Source organism: Merdimonas faecis, assembly GCF_001754075.1.
Classification (GTDB): Bacteria; Bacillota; Clostridia; order Lachnospirales; family Lachnospiraceae; genus Merdimonas; species Merdimonas faecis.
Window position 1 is genome coordinate 24,029 of sequence record NZ_MIEH01000037.1, and the last position, 21,273, is coordinate 45,301.

17 protein-coding genes are annotated in these 21,273 nt (G+C 39.7%); 15 read left to right on the top strand and 2 right to left on the bottom strand.

The features are described from left to right. Positions 1-144: 144 nt before the first annotated feature. On the bottom strand, positions 145-717 hold the full coding sequence (locus tag BKD12_RS15555) for a hypothetical protein (protein ID WP_141736963.1): 573 nt from the start codon (positions 715-717) through the stop codon (positions 145-147). Between the two features lie 333 nt (positions 718-1,050). Between BKD12_RS15555 and BKD12_RS15565 the strand changes: the two genes are divergently transcribed. From BKD12_RS15565 to BKD12_RS15585, 6 genes are all read left to right on the top strand, one after another. Continuing rightward, entirely contained in the window at positions 1,051-1,329 is a 279-nt protein-coding gene (locus BKD12_RS15565; protein ID WP_070090267.1) for a hypothetical protein, read from the top strand. A 531-nt stretch (positions 1,330-1,860) separates the two neighbouring features. After that, positions 1,861-3,051: a hypothetical protein gene (locus BKD12_RS15570; RefSeq protein ID WP_070090268.1), complete on the top strand. Its 1,191-nt coding sequence runs from the start codon at positions 1,861-1,863 to the stop codon at positions 3,049-3,051. Positions 3,052-3,142: 91 nt separating this feature from the next. Beyond that, positions 3,143-3,424: an oligosaccharide flippase family protein gene (locus BKD12_RS17640; RefSeq protein WP_083262997.1), complete on the top strand. Its 282-nt coding sequence runs from the start codon at positions 3,143-3,145 to the stop codon at positions 3,422-3,424. Continuing rightward, positions 3,337-4,560: an oligosaccharide flippase family protein gene (locus BKD12_RS15575; RefSeq protein WP_083262998.1), complete on the top strand. Its 1,224-nt coding sequence runs from the start codon at positions 3,337-3,339 to the stop codon at positions 4,558-4,560. The genes BKD12_RS17640 and BKD12_RS15575 overlap by 88 nt, the downstream gene beginning before the upstream one ends. 47 nt (positions 4,561-4,607) lie before the next feature. Then, positions 4,608-5,930: a nucleotide sugar dehydrogenase gene (locus tag BKD12_RS15580; RefSeq protein ID WP_070090269.1), complete on the top strand. Its 1,323-nt coding sequence runs from the start codon at positions 4,608-4,610 to the stop codon at positions 5,928-5,930. A gap of 17 nt (positions 5,931-5,947) precedes the next feature. After that, positions 5,948-7,165, top strand: a complete 1,218-nt coding sequence (locus BKD12_RS15585; protein WP_070090293.1) for a glycosyltransferase — start codon at positions 5,948-5,950, stop codon at positions 7,163-7,165. Positions 7,166-7,298: 133 nt separating this feature from the next. On the opposite strand, the gene BKD12_RS17040 is transcribed toward BKD12_RS15585, so the two are convergent. Continuing rightward, positions 7,299-7,625: a hypothetical protein gene (locus tag BKD12_RS17040; protein WP_176730988.1), complete on the bottom strand. Its 327-nt coding sequence runs from the start codon at positions 7,623-7,625 to the stop codon at positions 7,299-7,301. Positions 7,626-8,547: 922 nt separating this feature from the next. Here BKD12_RS17040 and BKD12_RS15600 point away from each other — a divergent pair. The 9 genes from BKD12_RS15600 to BKD12_RS15640 all read left to right on the top strand — a co-directional run bounded on the left by BKD12_RS15600 (position 8,548) and on the right by BKD12_RS15640 (position 21,232). Further along, a complete protein-coding gene (locus tag BKD12_RS15600; protein ID WP_070090272.1) occupies positions 8,548-9,600 on the top strand; it encodes a polysaccharide biosynthesis protein in 1,053 nt (350 codons plus the stop codon). 32 nt (positions 9,601-9,632) lie between these two features. Continuing rightward, the gene (locus tag BKD12_RS15605) at positions 9,633-10,829 is read left to right on the top strand and encodes a capsular polysaccharide biosynthesis protein CapF (protein WP_070090294.1); all 1,197 of its coding nucleotides are present in this window, start codon (positions 9,633-9,635) and stop codon (positions 10,827-10,829) included. Positions 10,830-10,845: 16 nt separating this feature from the next. Next, a complete protein-coding gene (locus BKD12_RS15610; RefSeq protein ID WP_070090273.1) occupies positions 10,846-12,024 on the top strand; it encodes a UDP-N-acetyl glucosamine 2-epimerase in 1,179 nt (392 codons plus the stop codon). Between the two features lie 359 nt (positions 12,025-12,383). Continuing rightward, entirely contained in the window at positions 12,384-13,823 is a 1,440-nt protein-coding gene (locus BKD12_RS15615) for a hypothetical protein (protein ID WP_070090274.1), read from the top strand. A gap of 394 nt (positions 13,824-14,217) precedes the next feature. Beyond that, on the top strand, positions 14,218-16,623 hold the full coding sequence (locus tag BKD12_RS15620; RefSeq protein WP_141736964.1) for a hypothetical protein: 2,406 nt from the start codon (positions 14,218-14,220) through the stop codon (positions 16,621-16,623). A gap of 3 nt (positions 16,624-16,626) precedes the next feature. After that, a complete protein-coding gene (locus BKD12_RS15625) occupies positions 16,627-19,233 on the top strand; it encodes a hypothetical protein (RefSeq protein WP_070090276.1) in 2,607 nt (868 codons plus the stop codon). A 56-nt stretch (positions 19,234-19,289) separates the two neighbouring features. Then, positions 19,290-19,634: a helix-turn-helix domain-containing protein gene (locus BKD12_RS15630; RefSeq protein WP_083263001.1), complete on the top strand. Its 345-nt coding sequence runs from the start codon at positions 19,290-19,292 to the stop codon at positions 19,632-19,634. Between the two features lie 33 nt (positions 19,635-19,667). Then, on the top strand, positions 19,668-20,825 hold the full coding sequence (locus BKD12_RS15635; protein ID WP_070090278.1) for a hypothetical protein: 1,158 nt from the start codon (positions 19,668-19,670) through the stop codon (positions 20,823-20,825). Between the two features lie 68 nt (positions 20,826-20,893). Beyond that, on the top strand, positions 20,894-21,232 hold the full coding sequence (locus BKD12_RS15640) for a hypothetical protein (RefSeq protein ID WP_070090279.1): 339 nt from the start codon (positions 20,894-20,896) through the stop codon (positions 21,230-21,232). The last annotated feature ends 41 nt before the right edge of the window (positions 21,233-21,273 follow it).

Sequence of the window (21,273 nt, forward strand, 5' to 3'; positions counted from 1 at the left end):
CTTTATAACTTCTAGGAATCTCAATGAATGAGATTCCAGCCGAAACTTGACAACTGAATATCGTGCAGGAAAAGAAATTTATGAAAAATAGACAAAACATTGGACATAGTGGGTGCTATGCCTTGGAAAATCTTAAGGAGTTGTTTAAGATATCATTGTTAGGCAGCTAATCTTAATAATAATTCGTGAAATGCTCGACTGATGGCATTTCACGAGCATCATGATGTCGTAGAGGCGGCAGTACCACATCTTTGTAGAGTGGTGCCTGCCGTCTTCTAATTTATAGTCCTCTTTCTCACGCTTGTTCGAGCGTTCCACGGGAGTCCTTCCGTCATATTCCTTTTCCCATGCTTTAGAATCCCTTGGCGGTATGTTAAATAACTTTGGATTATCATCGGTAAAGATGTGTACGGTTCTGCCATATTTCGCTGGTGAACAGGGATGTTCACAGAAGCAGTCGCGTTTTCGGTTTGCTTTTGGACACCGGTATTTCGCCCGATGCTTGGCAGTTTCATATCCATCTTTGTGCATACGTAAGCCCATCTTACAGATCGGGACGCTGTTCTCATCAATGGTGAAATGTCCGGTATGACAGGGATTGAGGCCGATAAAGGGAGTGATATTTTCCCGTCTGCAGTATTCATAGACAGCATAAGCGTCGTGGGCGGAATCCAGAAGGAGTTTTTCAATCCGAAACTCCGGAAGGTATGCTTTCATGGTGAAAAAAGAGTGTAGAAAAGAAAGCATATTACGCCGGGAAGCTTTTTCCAAAAGCGGAGATGCAGGGAGATCGCTGTAGGAATCGGAGACCACATACATATAGAGGTGGTAACCGAAGAAATAGCATTCTCGATGGGAGCTCCATCCCCAGTTGCAGTCCGGCTGGGAATAATAGCGTTTGCAACTGCAGGAAGGACAGCCTTTTTTCTTGCAATCACAGACTCGCTTTTTCCGTTTCGCGGCAGTCCGGACAGGGGTGCCGTTACCGGCAAGAGCCAGATGATCTGGGGCAATGAGTCCTTTTGAGCAGGAAACAGACAGGAACTGCTGATGATAAGGCTGAAAGATGAGAAAAAAGGGATTCTCCGGTTTCAACTGCCAGTGTTCCAGCAAAGGAAGAAGTCTGGACGCAGTACTGGAAGAATTACAGGGAGCTTTATCACTTTTCTTCTTTACCTTGGACGGTTTAATTTTAGGGAAACGGTCTTTCGGGGAAAGATTATCGAAGTTGCCCTGCCAGATGTGGGAAAAGAAATCATAAAAAGTCTCGGCACCGGGGTTATCCCCGAAAGGGAATCCGCTAAGGATGGCATAAAGAGGGGGCCCTGAGCATGCAGCGCCAGACCGTAATGGAAGTTACTTTCAGTTTCAGAGCAAGCAGGTAAGAGCAAAGCAAGCAGGAAGGGAGCCGGGGCTCCGAGCTAAAAACAGAGTAAAACTCCTGCATAATGGAATCAGTCAGAGAAAGATCCAGATACCAGAACTGCACGATATAGTCTCAGATGCTTTTAGGAAGCACAAAGGGATCCAGATAAAACTTAAGGAAATTGAATACGAAAGTATCCTGTGGCATGGCCGCCAGGATTACAAGGTAACAAAAAATTGCCTCCAGTCGATTGAAATAAAATATAATCAATCGGCTTCGTCGCAAATTTTGAGTGATTTGTCAAGCGTTTTTTGAAAAAAGTGGGTGTTTTTTGAAATAGGGGGCGGAAGGCCTTATAAAATCAGGGCTGAAGATTCCGAAAAGTTATGCTTTATTAAAGGGAGGTAAAAGTGAAGAGGATTACTAGGAGTTTGTTTTTCTCATTGTTATATAAAATATGCTGTGAATTGTCCTATGCATTAGGAGTAAGTGATATGTATTCATATATGGGTTTAGTTTATACCCCCAATATTATGAAATGTATAGTCTCATATGTGTTATTCATTATGGGGTATTTCATTTTGCCTAAGAATAAGGATAAACCTTCATATTATTTGGTCAGAATAATGTACTTATTTACTCTGACACCTTTGCTTTCTATGTATTGGCAAGCTGATAGAGCAAATAAGTATATGATTTATGCTTTTATGGCATTTATAATAATATGTTTAGTAACAAAGCATATATGCATAAAGAAGATAAAATTAATTGAATGCAATATTAGTATTTCCAAAATGCTAATACTAATTATAAGTTTTATACTTATTTTGTTTACACTTAGATTCGGCATTGCGGATTTAAGAGCACTTAATCTTTATAACGTATATGAAATTAGGAGCGAAAGATTCTATCCGGGAATTTGGGGATATATTATTAATTGGCTTACTTATGCTTTGATACCCGCACTTATCTGTCGCTCATTATCGGAAAGGCGGTATGGTATAGCTGCATTAGCTTTGGTATATCAAGGCTACTTATATTTATTTACTGGATCGAAAACAGTTTTATTTTCAATAGTACTTATAATAGTTTCATATTTTCTGGTAATGAGAAAATTTGATTTTTTACGATATTGGTCTCTTTTCTTAGGAATAGTATGTATATTTCCGCTGTTTTTATATCTACAGTTTGGCAGTACGGCCTTTATTGGAATATTTCCAACAAGATTACTTAGTATACCCGCTAGTATAAATTTTAATCATTATGATTTCTTTTCAGAAAATCCCAAATTATATTTGTGTGAGACGATTATTGGACGCATATTTAATATCGAATCACCTTATGGCGAGTTTTCTACGTATTTACTCTCAACAGGATCGGGGAATGCAAATGTTGGTTTTATAGGGGACGCTTACGATAATGGCGGTGTAGTATTCATTGTTATATATGCAATTCTAATAGGGCTTCTTCTTGAGGTGTTTGATAAAATATATGAGAAGAATAAAACGCAATTAGCCGCATATGTTGGGACCCTAACTTATACAATGATTTATTTGAATGAAGGTCCGTTAACATCTGCAATAATTACAGGAGGAATATGGATTCACCTTGCACTGTTCTTGCTGAAAGATAAAAAGACGATACAAACGTATAGATATAATAGTAAAGATAGTAGACTAGAATGAGTGAAATTCATAAAATATTTCTGATAAATAAACTATAAATCATTTTTTATGCTTTGAATTTTAGAAGGCAAACTTAGAAAGGTTGTGGGATATGAGACAATTAATACACAATTTGGGATATCAGACTATATATCAAATATTAGCAGTATGTTTACCACTGATAACAACGCCATATATTTCGCGTGTTCTTGGAGCGGAAAGTTTGGGAATATATTCATATACATATTCGGTTACAAATTACTTTACAATCTTTGCAATGATGGGGATTCTTAATTATGGAAGTCGATCTATTGCCATAGTAAAAAAAAAAACAAACAGTTACGTTCAAAGAAATTTTGCGAGATATATTCCTTACAACTCATATCTAGTTTAATAGCACTTTTAGGATACTGTGTTGTAATTTTTGTATCTAATGAGAATAAAGAGATAGTTCTTACTCAGGCAATCTGGATAGTTGCATGCGTATTTGATATTAGTTGGTTCTTTTTTGGAATAGAAAATTTCAAAGTTACAGTTATAAGGAATACAGTAATTAAACTATTAACAGTCATTGCAATCTTTTTATTTGTTAGAACTGCAGAGGATTTATGGAAATATGTTGCGATAATGTCAGTGGGAACACTACTGAGTCAGTTGGCGCTATGGCCATTCCTTCGGAGGGAAGTTATTTATTGCAAACCATCCATCCATGGGATTTTATCTCATCTAAAACCTAATTTTCTCTTGTTTATACCATTGATTGCGACAAGTGTTTATCACATTATGGACAAGACCATGCTTGGCATTTTCAGTACATATGAACAGTCTGGATTTTATTACAATGCTGATAAAGTGATTAATATTCCGCTGTCATTGATTACTGCGATGGGAACGGTTATGTTGCCACGCATGTCTGCCTTGGTAGCGGAGGGAAGGAGAGAGGAGGGAGGACGACTTTTAGATAAAACATTAGACCTGTTTATGTTTTTGACATATGCCATATCGTTGGGAATCGCTGCTGTTGCACAAGAATTTATCCCTGCATTCTTTGGAAGAGGCTATGAAGAGTGTATTCGGCTGATATATGTATTTGCTGTAGTGATGGTAATTAAATCCCTTTCTAGTATCATAAGAAATCAGTATTTGATACCCAATAATGAAGAGAAGGTATATACGTGTTCAGTTATTGCCGGAGCAATTTTAAATTTTTCTTGCAATTATATGTTTCTAGTACCGCTTGGACTCGGTGCTATGGGAGCAACTTTAGGCACCTTGATAGCAGAATTTGCGACATGTCTATTTTATATCATTTTTACTCAGCGAAGGATTAATATTTTAAAACCGATAATTGGTTCTCTGGTTTATGTAATTCCAGGTTTAGTGATGATTTTTGTTGTGCGAATGTGTGCGTTCCTAGATGCGTCGATATTTGTTCGACTGGTTATTGAAATTGCTGTCGGGGCAGGTGTTTATTTACTGCTCTGTATTCCTATAATCAAAAAGAAGAGAACTATGAGCAATGCAGGATAGTGTTTTAGAACTATTTAACAAGAATTTTGCAAAGGAGATTAGTGAAAATGAAATTATTTGACAAACTTATCAATCATGAAGAAGCCCTTTCTCTTGTGGGTTTAGGATACGTCGGTATGCCTATTGCCCATGCTTTTGCTAAAAAAGGATTAAATGTAATAGGCTTTGATCTAAATAAAGAAAAAATTGAAATCTACAAATCTGGCATTGATCCAACTAACGAGGTTGGTGATGAAGAGATTAAAAATACAAAGATTAACTTTACTTCGAATGAGAAGGATCTTCAACAAGCTAAGTTCCATATTGTAGCTGTTCCTACACCTGTGAACACTGATCACACGCCGGATCTAACCCCTGTTATTGGCGCTTCTGAGATTGTAGGGCGCAATCTAGTTCCAGGGGCGATAGTGGTATATGAGTCTACAGTTTATCCTGGCTGTACAGAAGATGTTTGCATTCCAATTCTTGAGAACCAAAGTGGATTGAAGTGTGGCAGGGATTTTAAGGTTGGCTATAGTCCAGAGCGGATCAATCCTGGTGATAAAGTTCATCGCTTGGAAAATATTCATAAGATTGTGAGCGGTATAGATGAAGAATCGTTAGAGGAGATTAAAGCTGTGTACGATCTTGTGATTGAAGTTGGAACCCATCCAGTATCAAACCTACGTACGGCAGAGGCAGTAAAGGTGGTAGAGAACAGTCAAAGAGATATTAACATTGCATTCATGAATGAACTTGCTATGGTATTTGACCGTATGGATATTGATACAAATGAGGTTGTCGATGGCATGAATACCAAGTGGAACGCTTTAGGCTTTAGACCAGGCTTGGTAGGTGGCCATTGTATTGGCGTTGATCCATATTACTTTACATATGAAGCTGAAAAGTTGGGTTATCACAGCCAGATTATATTGAATGGGCGTATCGTGAATGATTCTATGGGAGCCTATGTGGCTGATGCTGCCATCAAAAAGATGATTGAATCAGGACAAGCACCGAAAAAGAGTAAAGTCGTCATTCTTGGACTGACTTTTAAGGAGAATTGTCCGGATACCAGAAACTCTAAGGTAGATGACATTATTAAGCATCTTAATACATATGGAATTAAACCGATCATAGTAGATCCTTGGGCAAGTGAAAAGGACGCTCTGCATGAGTATGGCGTAGAGTTGACTAAGATTGAGGATGTTAAGGATGCGGATTGCGTGATTGTAGCTGTTGCCCATAATGAGTTCAAGGAATTGGGATTAGTCAAAATCAGAGAACTATATAGAGACGTCAGTGATAAAGAAAAGGTACTAATTGATGTTAAAGGTTTATACGCAGTTAAGGAATTGCAAGAAACGAATATGACATGGTGGAGGCTGTGATTTGGCAGAAAAAAGATATGAAAATAGTAAGCATTGTCCTTCATGGCAATTTTACAGATGGAATGGCTTATCAGGAAAATTGCCTTCCGTATTATCAAAAAAAAGTATTTGGAGCGGACGTCGTTATTGTTGCTGGACAATATAGTCTTAAAACCGGAAGCAATGAAAGTGTAGTTAATGCTCCTGGAGAATATACTTGTTTTAATGGGTTAAGATTAATACGTATAGCAAATGCAAAAGGTAAAATTAGAAGGAAGTTAGCATATATGCCGGCACTATATGATGTCTTGGAGAAAGAACAGCCTGACTATATTTTTGCTCATTTAATACAGTCTGTTTCAATTAAAGATGTTGTCAGGTATAAAAAGAAACACCCTGAGGTAAAGGTTTATGGAGATAGTCATGCCGATTACATCAATAGTGCGCATGGATGGCTATCAAAAAAAATATTACATGGGATAATATGGAAACATATTTTAAAAAAATCGGAAGTATATTTTGAAAAGATATATGGAGTATTGCCGGCAAGAGTGAGTTTTCTAAAAAAAATGTATGGTCTTTCGGATGATAAGGTTGATTTGTTATTGATGGGGGCGGAAGATGAACTTATTGATTACAAACAAAGAGCAGCAATTAGAAAAAAAATAAGAGAAAACTTGAATTTCAGTGAGGATGATTTTGTAATTATTACAGGTGGAAAAATTGATGAAAGAAAAAACCTTAAAGTTCTAGTGGAGTCGATTGAATCTTTTAAAGATAATAATATTAAGTTGTTGGTTTTTGGAAAACCAGATGATAAAATGCAGGTTTATATGGATGAAATTAAACGGAAGGACTACATAAGAAATCTGGGATGGATTGATTCCAGAAGAATGTATGAATATTTTCATGCCTCGGATTTATGTGTTTTCCCAGGAACGCACTCTGTTATTTGGGAGCAAGCGGTGGGATATGGATTGCCTGGAGTGTTTCGTCATTGGGATGAGATTGATCATATTGATCTTCGGGGAAATATGAGGTTTTTCTATAATAATTCTGTGTCTGAGTTAACAGATATACTAAAGGAAATAATATATTCAAAAGGAACTTATGAAAAAATGAAGTCTCGTGCAGAAGAGATAAGAAGAGAGTTTCATTATTCAACTTTAGCGACTAAATCATTAGGAGAAAATGTGATGGAACAAGCAGATAATAAGCAAGTGCCCGGGATATTGGGGAGACTGTCTGAAAATTAGCTGGAAGTGGCAGGATCCGAACATAGAGGTTGGATCGCCTGAAAAGGTATTTGACATAGATTTATATATACCTTGTCACGAAAATAATATTTTTACAAAATAACTAAACCTTGACTATAAATGTTTTCAACAATCATGAAAGCATCATGATTAAATAGTCATAAAACTGTCTGCTATTAGTAAAATATTGATAATGCAAAAAATCAGGCTTGTGCTTCTTCATGGTAGCCATGCTTTTCTGATTCCCGTATATATCAGGGTAGCTGCTTTTGTTTACAGTTTTACGCCCCGCTTTAAAACAGGATCCATCGAAAAGAGTGCCCTGCTTCAGAATTGTATAAATAATCACGAAAAGCTTTCCGGCAAGGGAAACAATAGGTGACAGTCCTTGAACGGGAGCCTGCGCTTGTGGAAGGAGACGCCCCCAACGGGGTAAAATTAAGGTCAATATATATTTCATATCAATCGTGGCAGAAGATCGCAACAGCAAAGACTCTAGTTTTATCAGCGAAAATTAAAAGAATTTGACAAACAGTTGCGTACGATTGGAAAGGTATATAAAAATACGACAGAACGATGGGAAAATTTTTATATCGGCACGATAGTTGTCCCCATTCGAATCTCTAATCGATTGCTGTTCTATACTCCAGAACAGGATTCATACAATATCTTGGGCTTCCTGTGCGTGGATTCGTTGAGTTAAGAGGCGTTTCCTATGGACGCAGAGACGAAAAGAAGAAATGTCTATATATTAAAAGCATTTGCGGCAATCATTTACAATGTACTTAGTAAAAATCAGTTTTCAAGGAACAATTAAATAAAATATAGGCCTAAAGAGGAGCAGGAAAAGAATGGGGTTAATGTTCAGAATACGTAAGATAATGAAAAGATCAAAAAATATGCGCAGGAAAGAAAAAAGCAGAGGCGTTGTTATATGGCTATAAAATGAAAAGAGTTGCGCTGGAAAGGAAAACGTGGAAAGAAACAGAGCCGGAGAATAAAGATAAATATGTTTTTCATCCATTTTTCCCAATGCAGAAGTTATGCAGCGGGTATATAAGATCTTACAGGAAAACAATGACTGAGTTTTTTGACATTTTTATCAATGCTTATCGTTGTGAAATCTTCCTAAAATCGTATCTGAAGTTATTGTCGGAGGTTCTACTTTAGTGTGAGAACATCGAGAGATTAGGTCATTATCAATGAGAGCTTTAGGGAGAGATAAAGAAATGCCAGAAAAATAGATTTAAAGTATATATATCAATTCAAAGAAAAATAAGGAATATATATTCATAATTCTTACAAGACTGGAAATAAAGCTTTTTCTCAGCATACAGTGCTATAGAGGGCTTTTTCATTTTATTCAAAAAGGAGATTAGGTCATGAGCAGTACATTTGCAGACAAGACACTCTTAATAACCGGCGGCACAGGTTCCTTCGGAAACGCCGTCCTGAACCGCTTTTTAAAGACAGATATCAAAGAGATCCGCATATTTTCCCGCGATGAGTTAAAGCAGGACAATATGCGGCATTTTTATCAGCGGGAATTTCCGGAATACAGTGACAAGCTGAAATTTTATATCGGAGATGTGCGGGATATCCAGTCTGTGCGCAATGCCATGCACGGGGTGGACTATATCTTCCATGCGGCAGCCTTGAAGCAAGTGCCCTCCTGCGAGTTCTTTCCCATTGAGGCAGTGAAGACCAATGTCCTTGGCACGGAGAACGTGCTGACCGCGGCTATCGAGGCGGGAGTGAAGAAAGTAATCTGCCTATCCACAGATAAGGCAGCTTACCCCGTGAATGCCATGGGGACTTCCAAAGCCATGATGGAGAAAGTCATCGTGGCCAAATCGAGGACCGTATCCCCGGAGAAGACGACCATCTGCTGTACAAGATATGGCAATGTCATGTGTTCCCGCGGATCCGTGATACCGCTGTTCATCAGCCAGCTTAAGGAAGGAAAAGAGCTGACCGTGACAGAACCTACAATGACCCGTTTCATCATGAGCCTGGAAGAGGCGGTGGAACTGGTCGTTTTTGCTTTCCAGAATGCTCAGAGCGGGGACATCATGGTGCAGAAAGCGCCGGCCTGCACGATTGAGGTGCTGGCCCGGGCAGTAGAGGAAGTGTTCCATGTGGCCAATCCGATCAAAGTGATCGGCATCCGCCATGGGGAAAAGATGTACGAGACCCTTCTTACCAACGAGGAGTGCGGACATGCCATTGACATGGGCAATTTCTATCGTGTACCCTGTGATAAGAGGGATCTGAACTATGATAAATATTTCAAAGAGGGGGATGTGGAGAGAAATCCCTTGACAGAATTTAACTCCAATAATACAGAGCTGTTGAATGTAGAGCAGGTGAAGGAGAAGCTTCTTTCACTGTCCTATATCCAGGATGAGCTGAAAGAGTGGGAGGAAAGGCTGTAGCCGAAGCGGCATGCCGGAAAGGGAGAAGGAAAATGAAAATATTGATCACCGGAGCCAAAGGCTTTGTGGGAAAGAATCTGACGGCTTCCCTGGAGAATATCCGGGATGGGAAAGACCGTATACATACGATAAAAGGACTGGAACGTCCCTCTGATCTGGAGATCTATGCATATGATATAGACTCCACCCAGGAAGAGCTGGAGCGGTACTGCCAGGACGCAGACTTTGTGTTTAACCTGGCAGGGGTGAACCGCCCCAAAGATCAGGAAGAGTTTATGAAAGGTAATTTTGGATTTGCCTCTACTCTCCTTGATACACTGAAAAAGTATAAAAATAAAGCGCCTGTCATGCTCTCCAGCAGTATCCAGGCTAGTCTGGAAGGGCGGTTTGCAGGGAGCGAATATGGAAAAAGCAAGCTGGCGGGAGAGGAATTGTTCCGCAGATACAGTGAGGAGACAGGAGCCAAAGTACTCATCTACCGATTCCCCAATCTGTTTGGAAAGTGGTGCAGGCCCAACTATAACTCTGCGGTGGCTACATTTAGCAATAATATTGCTAATGACCTGCCTATCCAGGTCAATGATCGCAGCACAGAGCTGGAGCTTCTCTATATAGATGATCTGGTAGAAGAGCTGTTGCTGGCCTTGAATGGTCAGGAGCACAGGGATGAGAAGGGATTCTGCTATTGTCCGGTTACGTTCCATGTGACATTGGGAGAGATTGTGAATCTTTTGTATTCCTTTAAGGAGAGCAGACAGGATCTGTCCGTGCCTGACATGAGCGATGGATTTGCCAAGAGGCTCTATGCCAACTATCTGTCTTATCTGCCGACGGACGGATTTTCCTATAAGCTGAAGATGAACAGAGACGACAGGGGCAGCTTTACAGAGATCCTACGGACGGCGGACCGGGGCCAGGTGTCTGTCAATATCAGTAAGCCCGGCATCACGAAGGGGCAGCACTGGCACCACACCAAGAATGAGAAATTTGTAGTGGTATCCGGGCGGGGACTGATCCAGCTCCGGAAGATCGGGAGAGATCAGGATGGCAATCCCTATCCTGTGGTCAATTACGAGGTCAGCGGTGAGGAGATCACTGTGGTAGAGATGATCCCGGGCTACACCCACAATATCATCAATCTGTCCGACACAGAGGATCTGGTGACAGTCATGTGGGCCAATGAGCCTTTTGACCCGGAACATCCGGACACATTCGGAGAACCGGTGTAGAGCGAGGAGGAAGAGAATGAAGACAAACTATACGGATATAAAGTTTAGGGATAACGGAAAACTGAAGCTGCTGATCATCGTGGGTACCCGCCCGGAGATTATTCGTCTGGGGGCAGTGATCACCAAATGCAGGAAATATTTTGACTGTATTCTGGCCCATACAGGCCAGAATTATGACTATAATCTCAACGGCGTCTTTTTTAGAGACCTGAAGCTGGATGATCCAGAGGTGTACATGGATGCAGTGGGAGATGACCTGGGAGAAACCGTGGGCAACATCATTAACTGTTCCTACAAGCTTATGAGCCAGATCAGGCCGGATGCTCTGCTGATCCTGGGGGATACAAATTCCTGCCTTTCTGCCATTGCAGCAAAGCGTCTTCACATTCCTATCTTTCATATGGAAGCCGGGAACCGATGCAAGGATGAGTGCCTGCCGGAGGAGACGAACCGCAGGATTGTAGATATTATTTCCGACGTCAATCTGGCGTACAGTGAGCATGCCAGAAAGTATCTTCACGAGTGCGGTCTTCCAAAGGAGCGAGTGTATGTGACGGGAAGCCCCATGGCAGAGGTGCTTCACCAGAATCTGGATGCGATAGAGAAGTCAGATATACTGGAGAATCTGGGGCTGGAGCCTGGAAAGTATATGCTTCTTTCTGCCCACAGAGAGGAAAATATTGATACAGAGAAGAATTTCCTGTCCCTTTTTACAGCGATCAATAAACTGGCAGATAAATACGACATGCCCATTCTCTACTCTTGCCATCCTAGATCCAGAAAGCGGCTGGAAGAGTCTGGGTTTGAGCTGGACCCGAGGGTGGTACGGCATGATCCCCTGGGCTTTCATGACTATAATCATCTGCAGATGAACGCTTTTGCTGTAGTGTCCGACTCGGGTACATTGCCGGAGGAGAGCTCTTACTTTACTTCCATAGGGCATCCATTTCCGGCTGTGTGTATCCGTACCTCCACGGAACGCCCCGAGGCTTTGGACAAGGCCTGCTTTATCCTGGCCGGCATTGACGAGATCTCCCTTCTGCAGGCTGTGGACACAGCGGTGGAGATGAACCGGAACGAGGACTATGGCATGCCGGTGCCTGATTACGTGGAGGAGAATGTGAGCACAAAAGTGGTGAAGATTATCCAGAGCTACACTGGAGTGGTGAATAAGATAGTGTGGCGGAAATCTTAAGCAAATGACTTGGAGAGTAGGTGGCAGAGGAGTATAGTGATCCTGTAAGAATAATTCCTATTGTAGACACAATCATGAAAAGTCAAGGAATTCTAATATAATACGCAAAATTATACTATATTAGAAAATGAGAGGATTATTCTATGCTATAATAAAAATACTGATTTAATAGGAGGTACAGCTTATGTGCATGGAATTAATAATAGCATATCATAAGTATATTCGAAATCTGCTTATCCATGCATGCTCTTTACCTGCCATATCTATTGTAGAATAAGAAGTATATATGTTCGATCCACTCTTATTTCATTGAGTGTCGGCGCATATAATAGATATAAGAAAATAGAAATGAGATAGATATGGAAGAGTTAAGGGCGATAAAAATAGTACACGATCGGAAAAATAGAGTATTATATAATATTCTGGCGGAATTTTTTAGGTTTATCGGTATCTTTGTGTTGGAAGATGCAGTGGATTCTTTGCCGAGAGAACAACAGTCAGATGACACACAGTTTGTAATATATCTGATGAATGAGAGATTTTGCCTAAGTAAATCTTTAGAGGATAAACCATATTGTCTGATCATTGTAGGGGAAGATAATTTTGAAAAATTGAATATGAAAGAATTAAGGGAATTGACACTTCAGCCTGAAGTTCTGCAGACGGAAAATGCACAGAAAAGCATGCAGGGTTTGTTTGCATATATTTTTGATAAAATCTATTTATATAAGCTGAATGTTTCTCAATCTGTGATGCAGAAGTTGTTGGATATCTATCTGGAACAGAATGTAGTCATTGCTGCCTGTGATTTGCAGTATTACCGTATGTTATCGGAAATCCATGTAGAATCTAAGAAAAAGTTTCTAAATGCAGTAGAAAAGCTGCAGGCTCTGGAGGATGATGATAGTTCCCAAAAGGCAGGGAATTCTTGGGGAAGAGGAGATCGACAGGGGGAGTTTTATTATCGATATAGTGTTCTTTATTGTAAGCAAAGAGTGAATCTGGCCTGCTGGTTTCTGAAAGATGAGGAGTATTATCTACGTGGAAACGGAGAATTGTGTGATAAAAATGGTTTCCGAAGACAGCTTAATCTGGAATATGGGGTTGCAGAGCTTGTGAAAGAATGTTGGTCACTGATTTATGCCTACCCTGAAAAGGCAAATCTATATGTGTTGTTAGGGCTGATAACGGAAAAAGCAGATGATGCGTATCAGTTGACAGTCAATGCTTATCAGACAGCTGTGCAGATGATTGGGCGGCAGCCATACGCATCACATGTTTATTACTGGCTGGGATTGCGCTTTGAGCGAAACAATGGAACTTTATCTGAGGCAAAACAGGCATACGGTGAGGCCTACCTATTACAGCCTAAATATCGAAATATTTATAAAGTTGCAGTGATGTACGAAAGTGAAGGCAACAAAGGACAGTTTATTCAATACCTTATGGCATGTCGAAAGGAGATTAGTCATAGAACTGATAATGAAGGGAAATTGGATCCTTTGGAAATCGAATATTATTGCAAATCCTGTCTTCTGCTATGCCTTCGTTTTTGGAATTACTGGAATGACGCAGATAAAGCAATCGAGTACGGGGAAGAAGTCCTGAAATTTATAGATCAGCATATTATAAACGATATGTTTGAAGAATATCAGACCCTTTACGGATCAAATAAAGCCGATTATCAGAGAGAAAGTCAAAATAGAATAAGAGTAAAACGGTTGCATGAAGTGTTAACGGCAGCTTACCGTTCCATAGGTGATATGGAGCAGTCAGAGATGCATCGGGCGAAGTATTAATGTGAAGAAGGCTATGTAGAGGTGAAAGAGAAAAAGTGAGGGAAGAGATTCTCTCATTTTTTAATGGAGGAAGATTATGAGGGAAAGATTCAAAGAACTGGAATTGAAGTTAGAAGGACAATATGACACGACAGTACAGGAACATGTACAGTATCCGGTTTATACGGATAATTATGAAGATGCGCTGAGGACTATTTTCTGGGATGTGTTGTGGAAGGAGTCTCTCTGTAAAGCAGACAAAGATTGTGAGTTCGACACATTGAACCGGGAGACGGCAAATATGATTGCGTTTCTCGGTGAACGTGGATCGGGAAAGACGACGGCTATGGAAGAGTTTTGCAGAATATTAAAAAGCCTGTCGAAAGAAAATGAGTATCTGTGGTGGCTGAAACGTGTGGTTCCGGAAGAAGATGTTAGGGAAAAACTGGAAAAGAAACGGTTCTGTTTTCATGTCTTTTCTCGAATTGATGTATCTATGCTGGAAAATAAGGAAGATTTATTTGAATTGATTATGTCAAACTTACTTTGTTTTTTCCAGGAAAAGGAAAGAAATTGTTGTGCCATGGCGGAGACCAGAATACAGAAGGATGATGTTCTCAAACAGTTTGAAAGAATACTGAAGGCATACTATGCTATCAGGGATAGTAGAGAAGATGAATTTGTTGATTCATATATTGCAAAAGTACAGTATATTTCGGGCAGCCTGATGCTTCAGACAATGATTGACGAGCTGCTTCAAATGATATTTTATCAGGGAAAATTTTCAGAGGATCAGCATTATCTGGTTATTGTTTTGGATGATCTGGATTTGAATGTTGAGCATGGATTTGAGATGTTGAAGCAGATGCAGAAATACTTTGCCAGTCCTCATATAATTATCACCATTTCAGCGGATTATAAACAATTGAATGAAATCTGCTGGATTCATTTCGTAAAAGCCTTTTCGGCAGAAAAATCCCATGTAATTGAAGAAAAAGTAGAAGAGAAGTGCAGAGAACTGGGCAGGGATTATATCGGAAAAGCCTTGCCTATCAGTAAAAGGATCTATATGCCGGATCTAAACAGTGATACACGGAATATTCTAGTTTTAAATGATTCAAAAGAAGGGGACACAGTGAAGCAGTATGTAATGCGGAACATGTCCCGAAAGATGAATATTTTATATGATATCAAAGGCAAAAAACGTCATTTTGCAGAGCCGGAAAATGTCCGGGGGCTGGTATCTTATCACCGTTTCCTGGATGAGTTATATGATATTGATTTTAAGGCTTGGGAGAAAGTAAAAAAGAAACCGGATCAAAGCCGCATTTATATGGAGCGTTATGACCAAAATCACGAACGGATCAACATGGATATCGTAAATCGGTTGGCAAATCATTTGCTTTCGGATCAGCAGAAAAAAGAATTTTACCAGTGGCTGGATATTCGTTTGGAACGCAGACCGGAAAGTGCATGTGTTTATATGGGGTCTTGGTTAAAGCAGAGTCATAATGATGATGTGGAATTGGTGTCGGAAATGGATTCCATTCTGGAAAGGGACAGGAAAACTGGTAAGAGACCAAGATCGCAGATAAATGACTCATCAGAAAGAAACCATGCACAAAATGATCCGGTTCAGGAATATCGTTACGGGGATCTTATGGAGCGAATTTATGAATATGGCAGGGAGAGCAGAGAAAATAAAGCATATGTGAAATGCGTACTGGCATCTCTAACATCGGAAATGGTACGGGAAAGAGTTTGTTTTACAAGAAATCCGGATCATATCAGGAGAGAAGCATCAAAACAGATTTTGCTGAGACTTGCAGGAAAAGCCTTTGGGAGTTCATGGATCGGGGATATGATGCCTGGAAGAAAACAAGAGGAATCAGTGCTATTTACTAAAGAGGTTAGTGGAACACGTAATCTTGGATATCAGGAATTGATTGCTGGAAATGAGATGACCAAAAATCTTTGTTTGATTCCAACAGAAGTGTTTGGGAAAAGAAAGAAAAAGTCATTTACTGAGATTGATGAGATTACCGGGAAATTGACAAAAATTATGGAAGAAAATAAGTTGATTCCATCTTTGGAGTGGATGTTCTTTTTTTTGAACACACCTGAAATTGGCACAAATCGAGAGGCTTTTCCGATTCGATTTGAAATTGTCGAATTAAAGAACACTACAATAGCAGCCGATGCAATAACAGGGGGCACAGACGGATATGTGCTGCAATTGAGGTTTGAGAATATAAATGTCTCCTGCAGTATTCTTGAAATGATTCCGAAGACACTGGTACTCAAAGAGTATTTAGCTATGCTTCATAGGAAAATCAGTCAGAAGCTGACAGAATCGTTGAGTTCTAATTTGGGACATTTGGATACAGAAATACAAGAACGCGTAAATAAAAATCTACTAAATTGGATAGAAAAAAGCTCTATGATTAAAGAAAAAGAAACTCGTCCGATTTTTCCTTTCTATCAAGTAGATTATGCCTATAACATCTTGAAAAGAACTCGCAGAGAACTTCAGGAAGACAATCCGGAAACCTGTGACAAGCATGAATGGCTTGATTATTTGAAAAAGGCATATGAGAAGCTGATTGATAAGATGAAAGAAGAAGAAGGAAAAGAAGAAGGATATGGAAAAATCGGTGTGAATTTGGATTATTCCGAAAGATTCTCAAAATTTTATTTTGTTTGGCTGTCACTAAATGATCAGATAAAAGAGCAGATAAATAAAGAGATTGTGGATATTGTGCATCAGATTTTTTATGGAGAGACGGGGGCAATAGCAACAGTTTATGCAGAAGGAGAATAGAATATGGCAGAAACTACTGTGCTGGATAAAATTGCAAAACTGTTTTTTGTCGATATGCCAGTGGAATTAATTCTGCAAGAAGGCTTTGACGATAGAAGATTTCCGGCCGAAAGACTGGCGGAGTTGATGGGAAGTTACTGCCGAGAGTATTCGGATACAGAGGCGAAGATGATCAGCGAGTTTCATCTGGAGCGCACCGAGAAGCATAGTGTGTTTGAAGCATTGGCCAAGATCGCAGCAGAACTTCTAGTTGTGAAAAATAATCAGCCCTGCTGTCGGTATGAAACAATTCTGCGATGGCGGGACATATCACAGGATTTAGGAGAGGATCTTTTGACATGCGCATTTCTGGCAGATGATTCTCAAAAAAATGGACGAGACTGGAGTGACTTTAATTGGAATATTGTATTGGGGCATGATAATAAGCAGCTGAATGGAATTATGCAGCAAGGGCTTTCAGATAATCATTTTCATCTGTATGGTTCAGCTCCGATATTTCCATTGATCTGGATTCGTCTGATGAATGATATTCATCATGGGAAATATATGACTGGACTGATGGGGATGGAGAAAACACGCAGACATTTTCAATATGACATCAGCGGAATGGATAGTCGTTTTTTGATCAATGCACGGATTTTGCAGGCTGCTTTGATGAGGGTGGTTATGTATCAGGCACTGCAGGAGAAAAGCTCTGGGAAAAATGTGATTGATGCCAAAAAGAGCTGGCAGATTTTGCAGTCCGGTAATCTGATTCTACATGAGAGAGCGTGGATTTCAGGAATGGTTCAGGACTTGCGTCTCAAAACTTTTGCTATTGCGTCGGATGGGACAATGGCTCCAGACTATACTTTGTGCGGCAGGAGAGAACCAAAGATGTACTCTAATTGGCTGTTTAGTGGAGAGAGGAAACTGATCTATGAAATGCTCCGTGATATTTTCGGAGAAAATCGGCTGCCGGAGACTGTTCACAGAATGCTGTATCCTTATCTGGTGATTCGTACTTGGTTTCGTAAGGAATTGGTTCAGAGCAATGACAAAATCGGTTTTGAGAATTTTTCAGTATACAACAGACGGAAGGGATTTTTTCTGCCAGTGAATCCAACAGCCAGTGAGAAGAGAGTTTTCTGGGAGACAAGAGAACGGAAACAGAATATGACATGGATGGTACAGCATGCAGTACTGGAAAGTTTCTGTAAGGAAAATCTGCAGTCGCTGGAAATTCGGATTACGCCAGAAGATGATTTTGCTGCCAATGTAAAGCAGATAGAGACTTATGATCGTTTGCTTCGGAAAAGAAACGAAGCAGACAGAAAGCAGGAAATTAAGCTTAATGAGAAGTATTCGGGTGTCTTGTCAGAGGATCAGTTCTTCTATGTGCTTCATTTCGCCAAAAGTCAGGAGAAAAGCAAGAAAGAGAAAATCCTGATTGAATGCAGACATGACAGTCTCCGAAAAAAGTTGAACCGACAGAAAGAGGCGATTCTCAAAATGCGGAGACTGCGCCCACAGATTGCCTGTCGTGTTCGGGGAATCGATGCCTGTGCTATGGAAATCGGATGCCGTCCTGAAGTGTTTGCCTGTGTTTTCCGAAGATTGCGTATGGATGTTGATCCGGAGTTCAGTGAGGAAAAACAGAAGCTTCCACAGTTGAGTGTGACTTATCATGTTGGGGAAGATTTCCTGGATCCTGTGGATGGACTTCGGGCAATTGATGAAGCAGTACGCTTTTTGGAAATGGGATCAGGCGATCGGCTTGGTCATGCAACGGTGTTGGGATTGGATCTGAAAAAATGGTACGAAAAGAAAGGGTACTATATCCATCTACATGAGCAGGATTATCTGGATAATGTGATGTGGTTTTATATGATGATTCTAGAATTCCAGATGGAGGGCTGCGAACTTCTGAAAGAATATTTGCATCAGGAATTTATCAAATTCTTTCACAGAATATACGAAAATGGCGAAAAGAACGTAGGATTACAGAATGTCAGTCAAATGACAATTTATAATTATTATGAGGCTTGGAAACTGCGAGGAGATATACCAGAAAGATATCGGACTGGAAGATATATAGAACCGGAATTTGAGATAGCAGAACCAGGGGTGATTGCGTGGGAGAATAAGGAATTAGAAGAAATGCGCAAAGATCCACTTATTTCAGAACTGTATTGCCGCTATCATTTTGATAAAGAGGTTCGGGAAAAAGGAGAAAGAGTTATTGAGAAGCGAGTTCCGGAGTTGTACATACAGGGAGTTCTTTGTCTACAGAAGTGTATGCAGAAAAAAGTAGCTCAAAAAGGTATAGGGATTGAGGTAAATCCTTCTTCTAATCTACTCATTAGTACCATGGATTCCTATGCAGAGCATCCAGTTTTAAATTTATATTCTTTGGGATTGTGTAATGACCAAGAGAATGCACAGATGTTTGTTTCTATCAATACAGATGATAGAGGAGTATTTCATACCAGTCTGGAAAATGAATATGCTCTATTGGCATCTTCCGTTGAGAATCTCAGAGACAAAAACGGGGAAAAACTTTATACCCCACAGCAGGTTTATGAATGGCTGGATCGTATTAGGGTGATGGGAAACTATCAAGTGTTTTGAAAGTTGGATTGGTGGAAAGAGGTCTTTAGAAGGAAGATAACAGTGCGGAGGAATGAATGATGCAAAACAAAGGCAAAAATGAGACAGAAATGGCGGAAATAGGAGAAAGAATTAAATACTTGTGCAGGAAAAAAGGGATGTCCTATCAGGAATTGGCTGATCAGTCCCAGATTTCTCTGGCAGCTTTGTACAAATTGATGTCAGGCAGGGGAAATCCGACGATATCTACACTTAACCTGATCTGTAAAGCCTTGGATATGTCTCTGGGACAACTGCTGTCTTATGAATTGTATCAGATTGATTTTGATGTTTCAAACGAGGAACTGAAAAGGAAAATCGACAGACTAAGTCCAGCGAAAAAACGGTTGTTAAAAATGTATCTGGATTTGCTGGAGATATAGTATTAAGAACTATTGCATAAGTGAGGCTAAACTATGATGATATTTCTTTTTTTAACAGGGACAAGATTAGCATATGTAAATGATATTCTTATGACTTTATATCTTCCCAGAGGAGCAGTAAAAACTCTGAAGTATAAATACACTTCCGGTTCACGGCAGGATGGTATTGTGGATGCTTCAGCTGCTTTAGAGCACTGCCAACGTGAGGATGATGTGATAATATTTTACTATGATGAAGATAAAGAGGGGAAACAGGGATTTATCCCTCTGCGAAGAGGAAAACTTCTTTCTTGTATATGTGAAGATGGACAGTTATATTACAGAGTGCAGCTGGGAAATTTTTGTTTTTCTTCTGACCCCGAACAGCTTAATGAGGAAGTCGCATCTGTGTTATACCCCGAAGGGTATGAAAAGTATCACCATATCAGGCTGGCAGTTCGCAGTGCTTCTGGATATCAAATAGAGCATGATTTTATAGATTACACGGAGGAATCTTGGATATATACAGCTCATCGCATGGCCAAGACAGAAAGGTTTCAGAAATATTATACTGTTTTTGCCAAGATTTCAATGTTCGAGACTGGGAAAAATAAAGAACTTATCTGCGGAGAAAATGGCTATCATTTGAATGCCGGAAAAGGATACTATCTTGTGCTGTCATATTATGTTCCGCATTTTAATGAAAAGCCGTTTTCTGAGATCCCTTTCTTAGTTTCAGATGCCATGAGGTTTTGTCGTATCCCGGAGAACAGTAATTATTTCGAAAGTGAGCAAAATAGACTGGAGATACCGTTTCGTCCAATGAAAGTTGAGGAAAATGGCCAAACAATGCTGTTTATGCAGGTACTGCAAAAAAAAGTTGATGGTAAGCAGATTTATTATCCTATGGGCATGCTGCCGATATCTGTGGAAGGCGTTATATCTCCTCTATGTAAGTATTTATGCGTTGCAGGATTAGTGGCCGGAATAGGTCTGACATCTTATATTGTTCAGTTTCCCTTTATGGAAAAGTTGACACAGTTGAATAGTATTATTGAAAGTGGTACGGAATTAAGCAGATATGAACAATTTGCGTTGGATGCCTGCAGAATTTATGAAAAGTATTCGGAAATCATCACAGGAGCTGGGGCTGCATTAAATGCGGTTTTTACATTTTTGCTGGTGAAGATAACAGGGAAGCCTAAGATTTAGAAAAATGGAGAGGAGATGCAGAAAGGCAGAAACTATTCCCTGCTACCCAAAATGGTGAGGTATCAGATATGAATGATTACGATCTGATCAATTTTAAGACAATGTATGATATAGTTGTAGGAAATGTAGCAGAAAAGTATAAACTTATTGAAAACGAAGATATCGTACAATGCTGTGGTCAATTAGGTATTAGTAGAGCACAGTTGGAAATATCAATAAGTAAACTACAAAAGCATGGTTTGATTGAGGATAAATACGAGATATTATTAAGTCATGAAGTAACCTTTGAGATGTTTTCGGCGGGTGATGTATATAAAAATCTATATTTTCATGAAGCATCAAGTCAACTATATGAATATGTTGTAAAAGTATGTGATAACCGATTCCAGAAGGAAATAAGAGAATGAGGTTTATAAAGTCAGTTAAATAAAAAGGTCATAATTTGAGT

What these genes read in the sequence shown, in the direction of transcription:
- BKD12_RS17640 (WP_083262997.1), top strand. Translation starts at nt 3,143, where the DNA reads ATGAGACAATTAATACACAATTTGGGATATCAGACTATATATCAAATA.
- BKD12_RS17040 (WP_176730988.1), bottom strand. Translation starts at nt 7,625, where the DNA reads ATGAAATATATATTGACCTTAATTTTACCCCGTTGGGGGCGTCTCCTT.
- BKD12_RS15610 (WP_070090273.1), top strand. Translation starts at nt 10,846, where the DNA reads ATGAAGACAAACTATACGGATATAAAGTTTAGGGATAACGGAAAACTG.
- BKD12_RS15615 (WP_070090274.1), top strand. Translation starts at nt 12,384, where the DNA reads ATGGAAGAGTTAAGGGCGATAAAAATAGTACACGATCGGAAAAATAGA.
- BKD12_RS15630 (WP_083263001.1), top strand. Translation starts at nt 19,290, where the DNA reads ATGATGCAAAACAAAGGCAAAAATGAGACAGAAATGGCGGAAATAGGA.
- BKD12_RS15635 (WP_070090278.1), top strand. Translation starts at nt 19,668, where the DNA reads ATGATGATATTTCTTTTTTTAACAGGGACAAGATTAGCATATGTAAAT.
- BKD12_RS15600 (WP_070090272.1), top strand. Translation starts at nt 8,548, where the DNA reads ATGAGCAGTACATTTGCAGACAAGACACTCTTAATAACCGGCGGCACA.
- BKD12_RS15570 (WP_070090268.1), top strand. Translation starts at nt 1,861, where the DNA reads ATGTATTCATATATGGGTTTAGTTTATACCCCCAATATTATGAAATGT.
- BKD12_RS15555 (WP_141736963.1), bottom strand. Translation starts at nt 717, where the DNA reads ATGAAAGCATACCTTCCGGAGTTTCGGATTGAAAAACTCCTTCTGGAT.
- BKD12_RS15605 (WP_070090294.1), top strand. Translation starts at nt 9,633, where the DNA reads ATGAAAATATTGATCACCGGAGCCAAAGGCTTTGTGGGAAAGAATCTG.
- BKD12_RS15625 (WP_070090276.1), top strand. Translation starts at nt 16,627, where the DNA reads ATGGCAGAAACTACTGTGCTGGATAAAATTGCAAAACTGTTTTTTGTC.
- BKD12_RS15565 (WP_070090267.1), top strand. Translation starts at nt 1,051, where the DNA reads ATGATAAGGCTGAAAGATGAGAAAAAAGGGATTCTCCGGTTTCAACTG.
- BKD12_RS15585 (WP_070090293.1), top strand. Translation starts at nt 5,948, where the DNA reads ATGAAAATAGTAAGCATTGTCCTTCATGGCAATTTTACAGATGGAATG.
- BKD12_RS15640 (WP_070090279.1), top strand. Translation starts at nt 20,894, where the DNA reads ATGAATGATTACGATCTGATCAATTTTAAGACAATGTATGATATAGTT.
- BKD12_RS15580 (WP_070090269.1), top strand. Translation starts at nt 4,608, where the DNA reads ATGAAATTATTTGACAAACTTATCAATCATGAAGAAGCCCTTTCTCTT.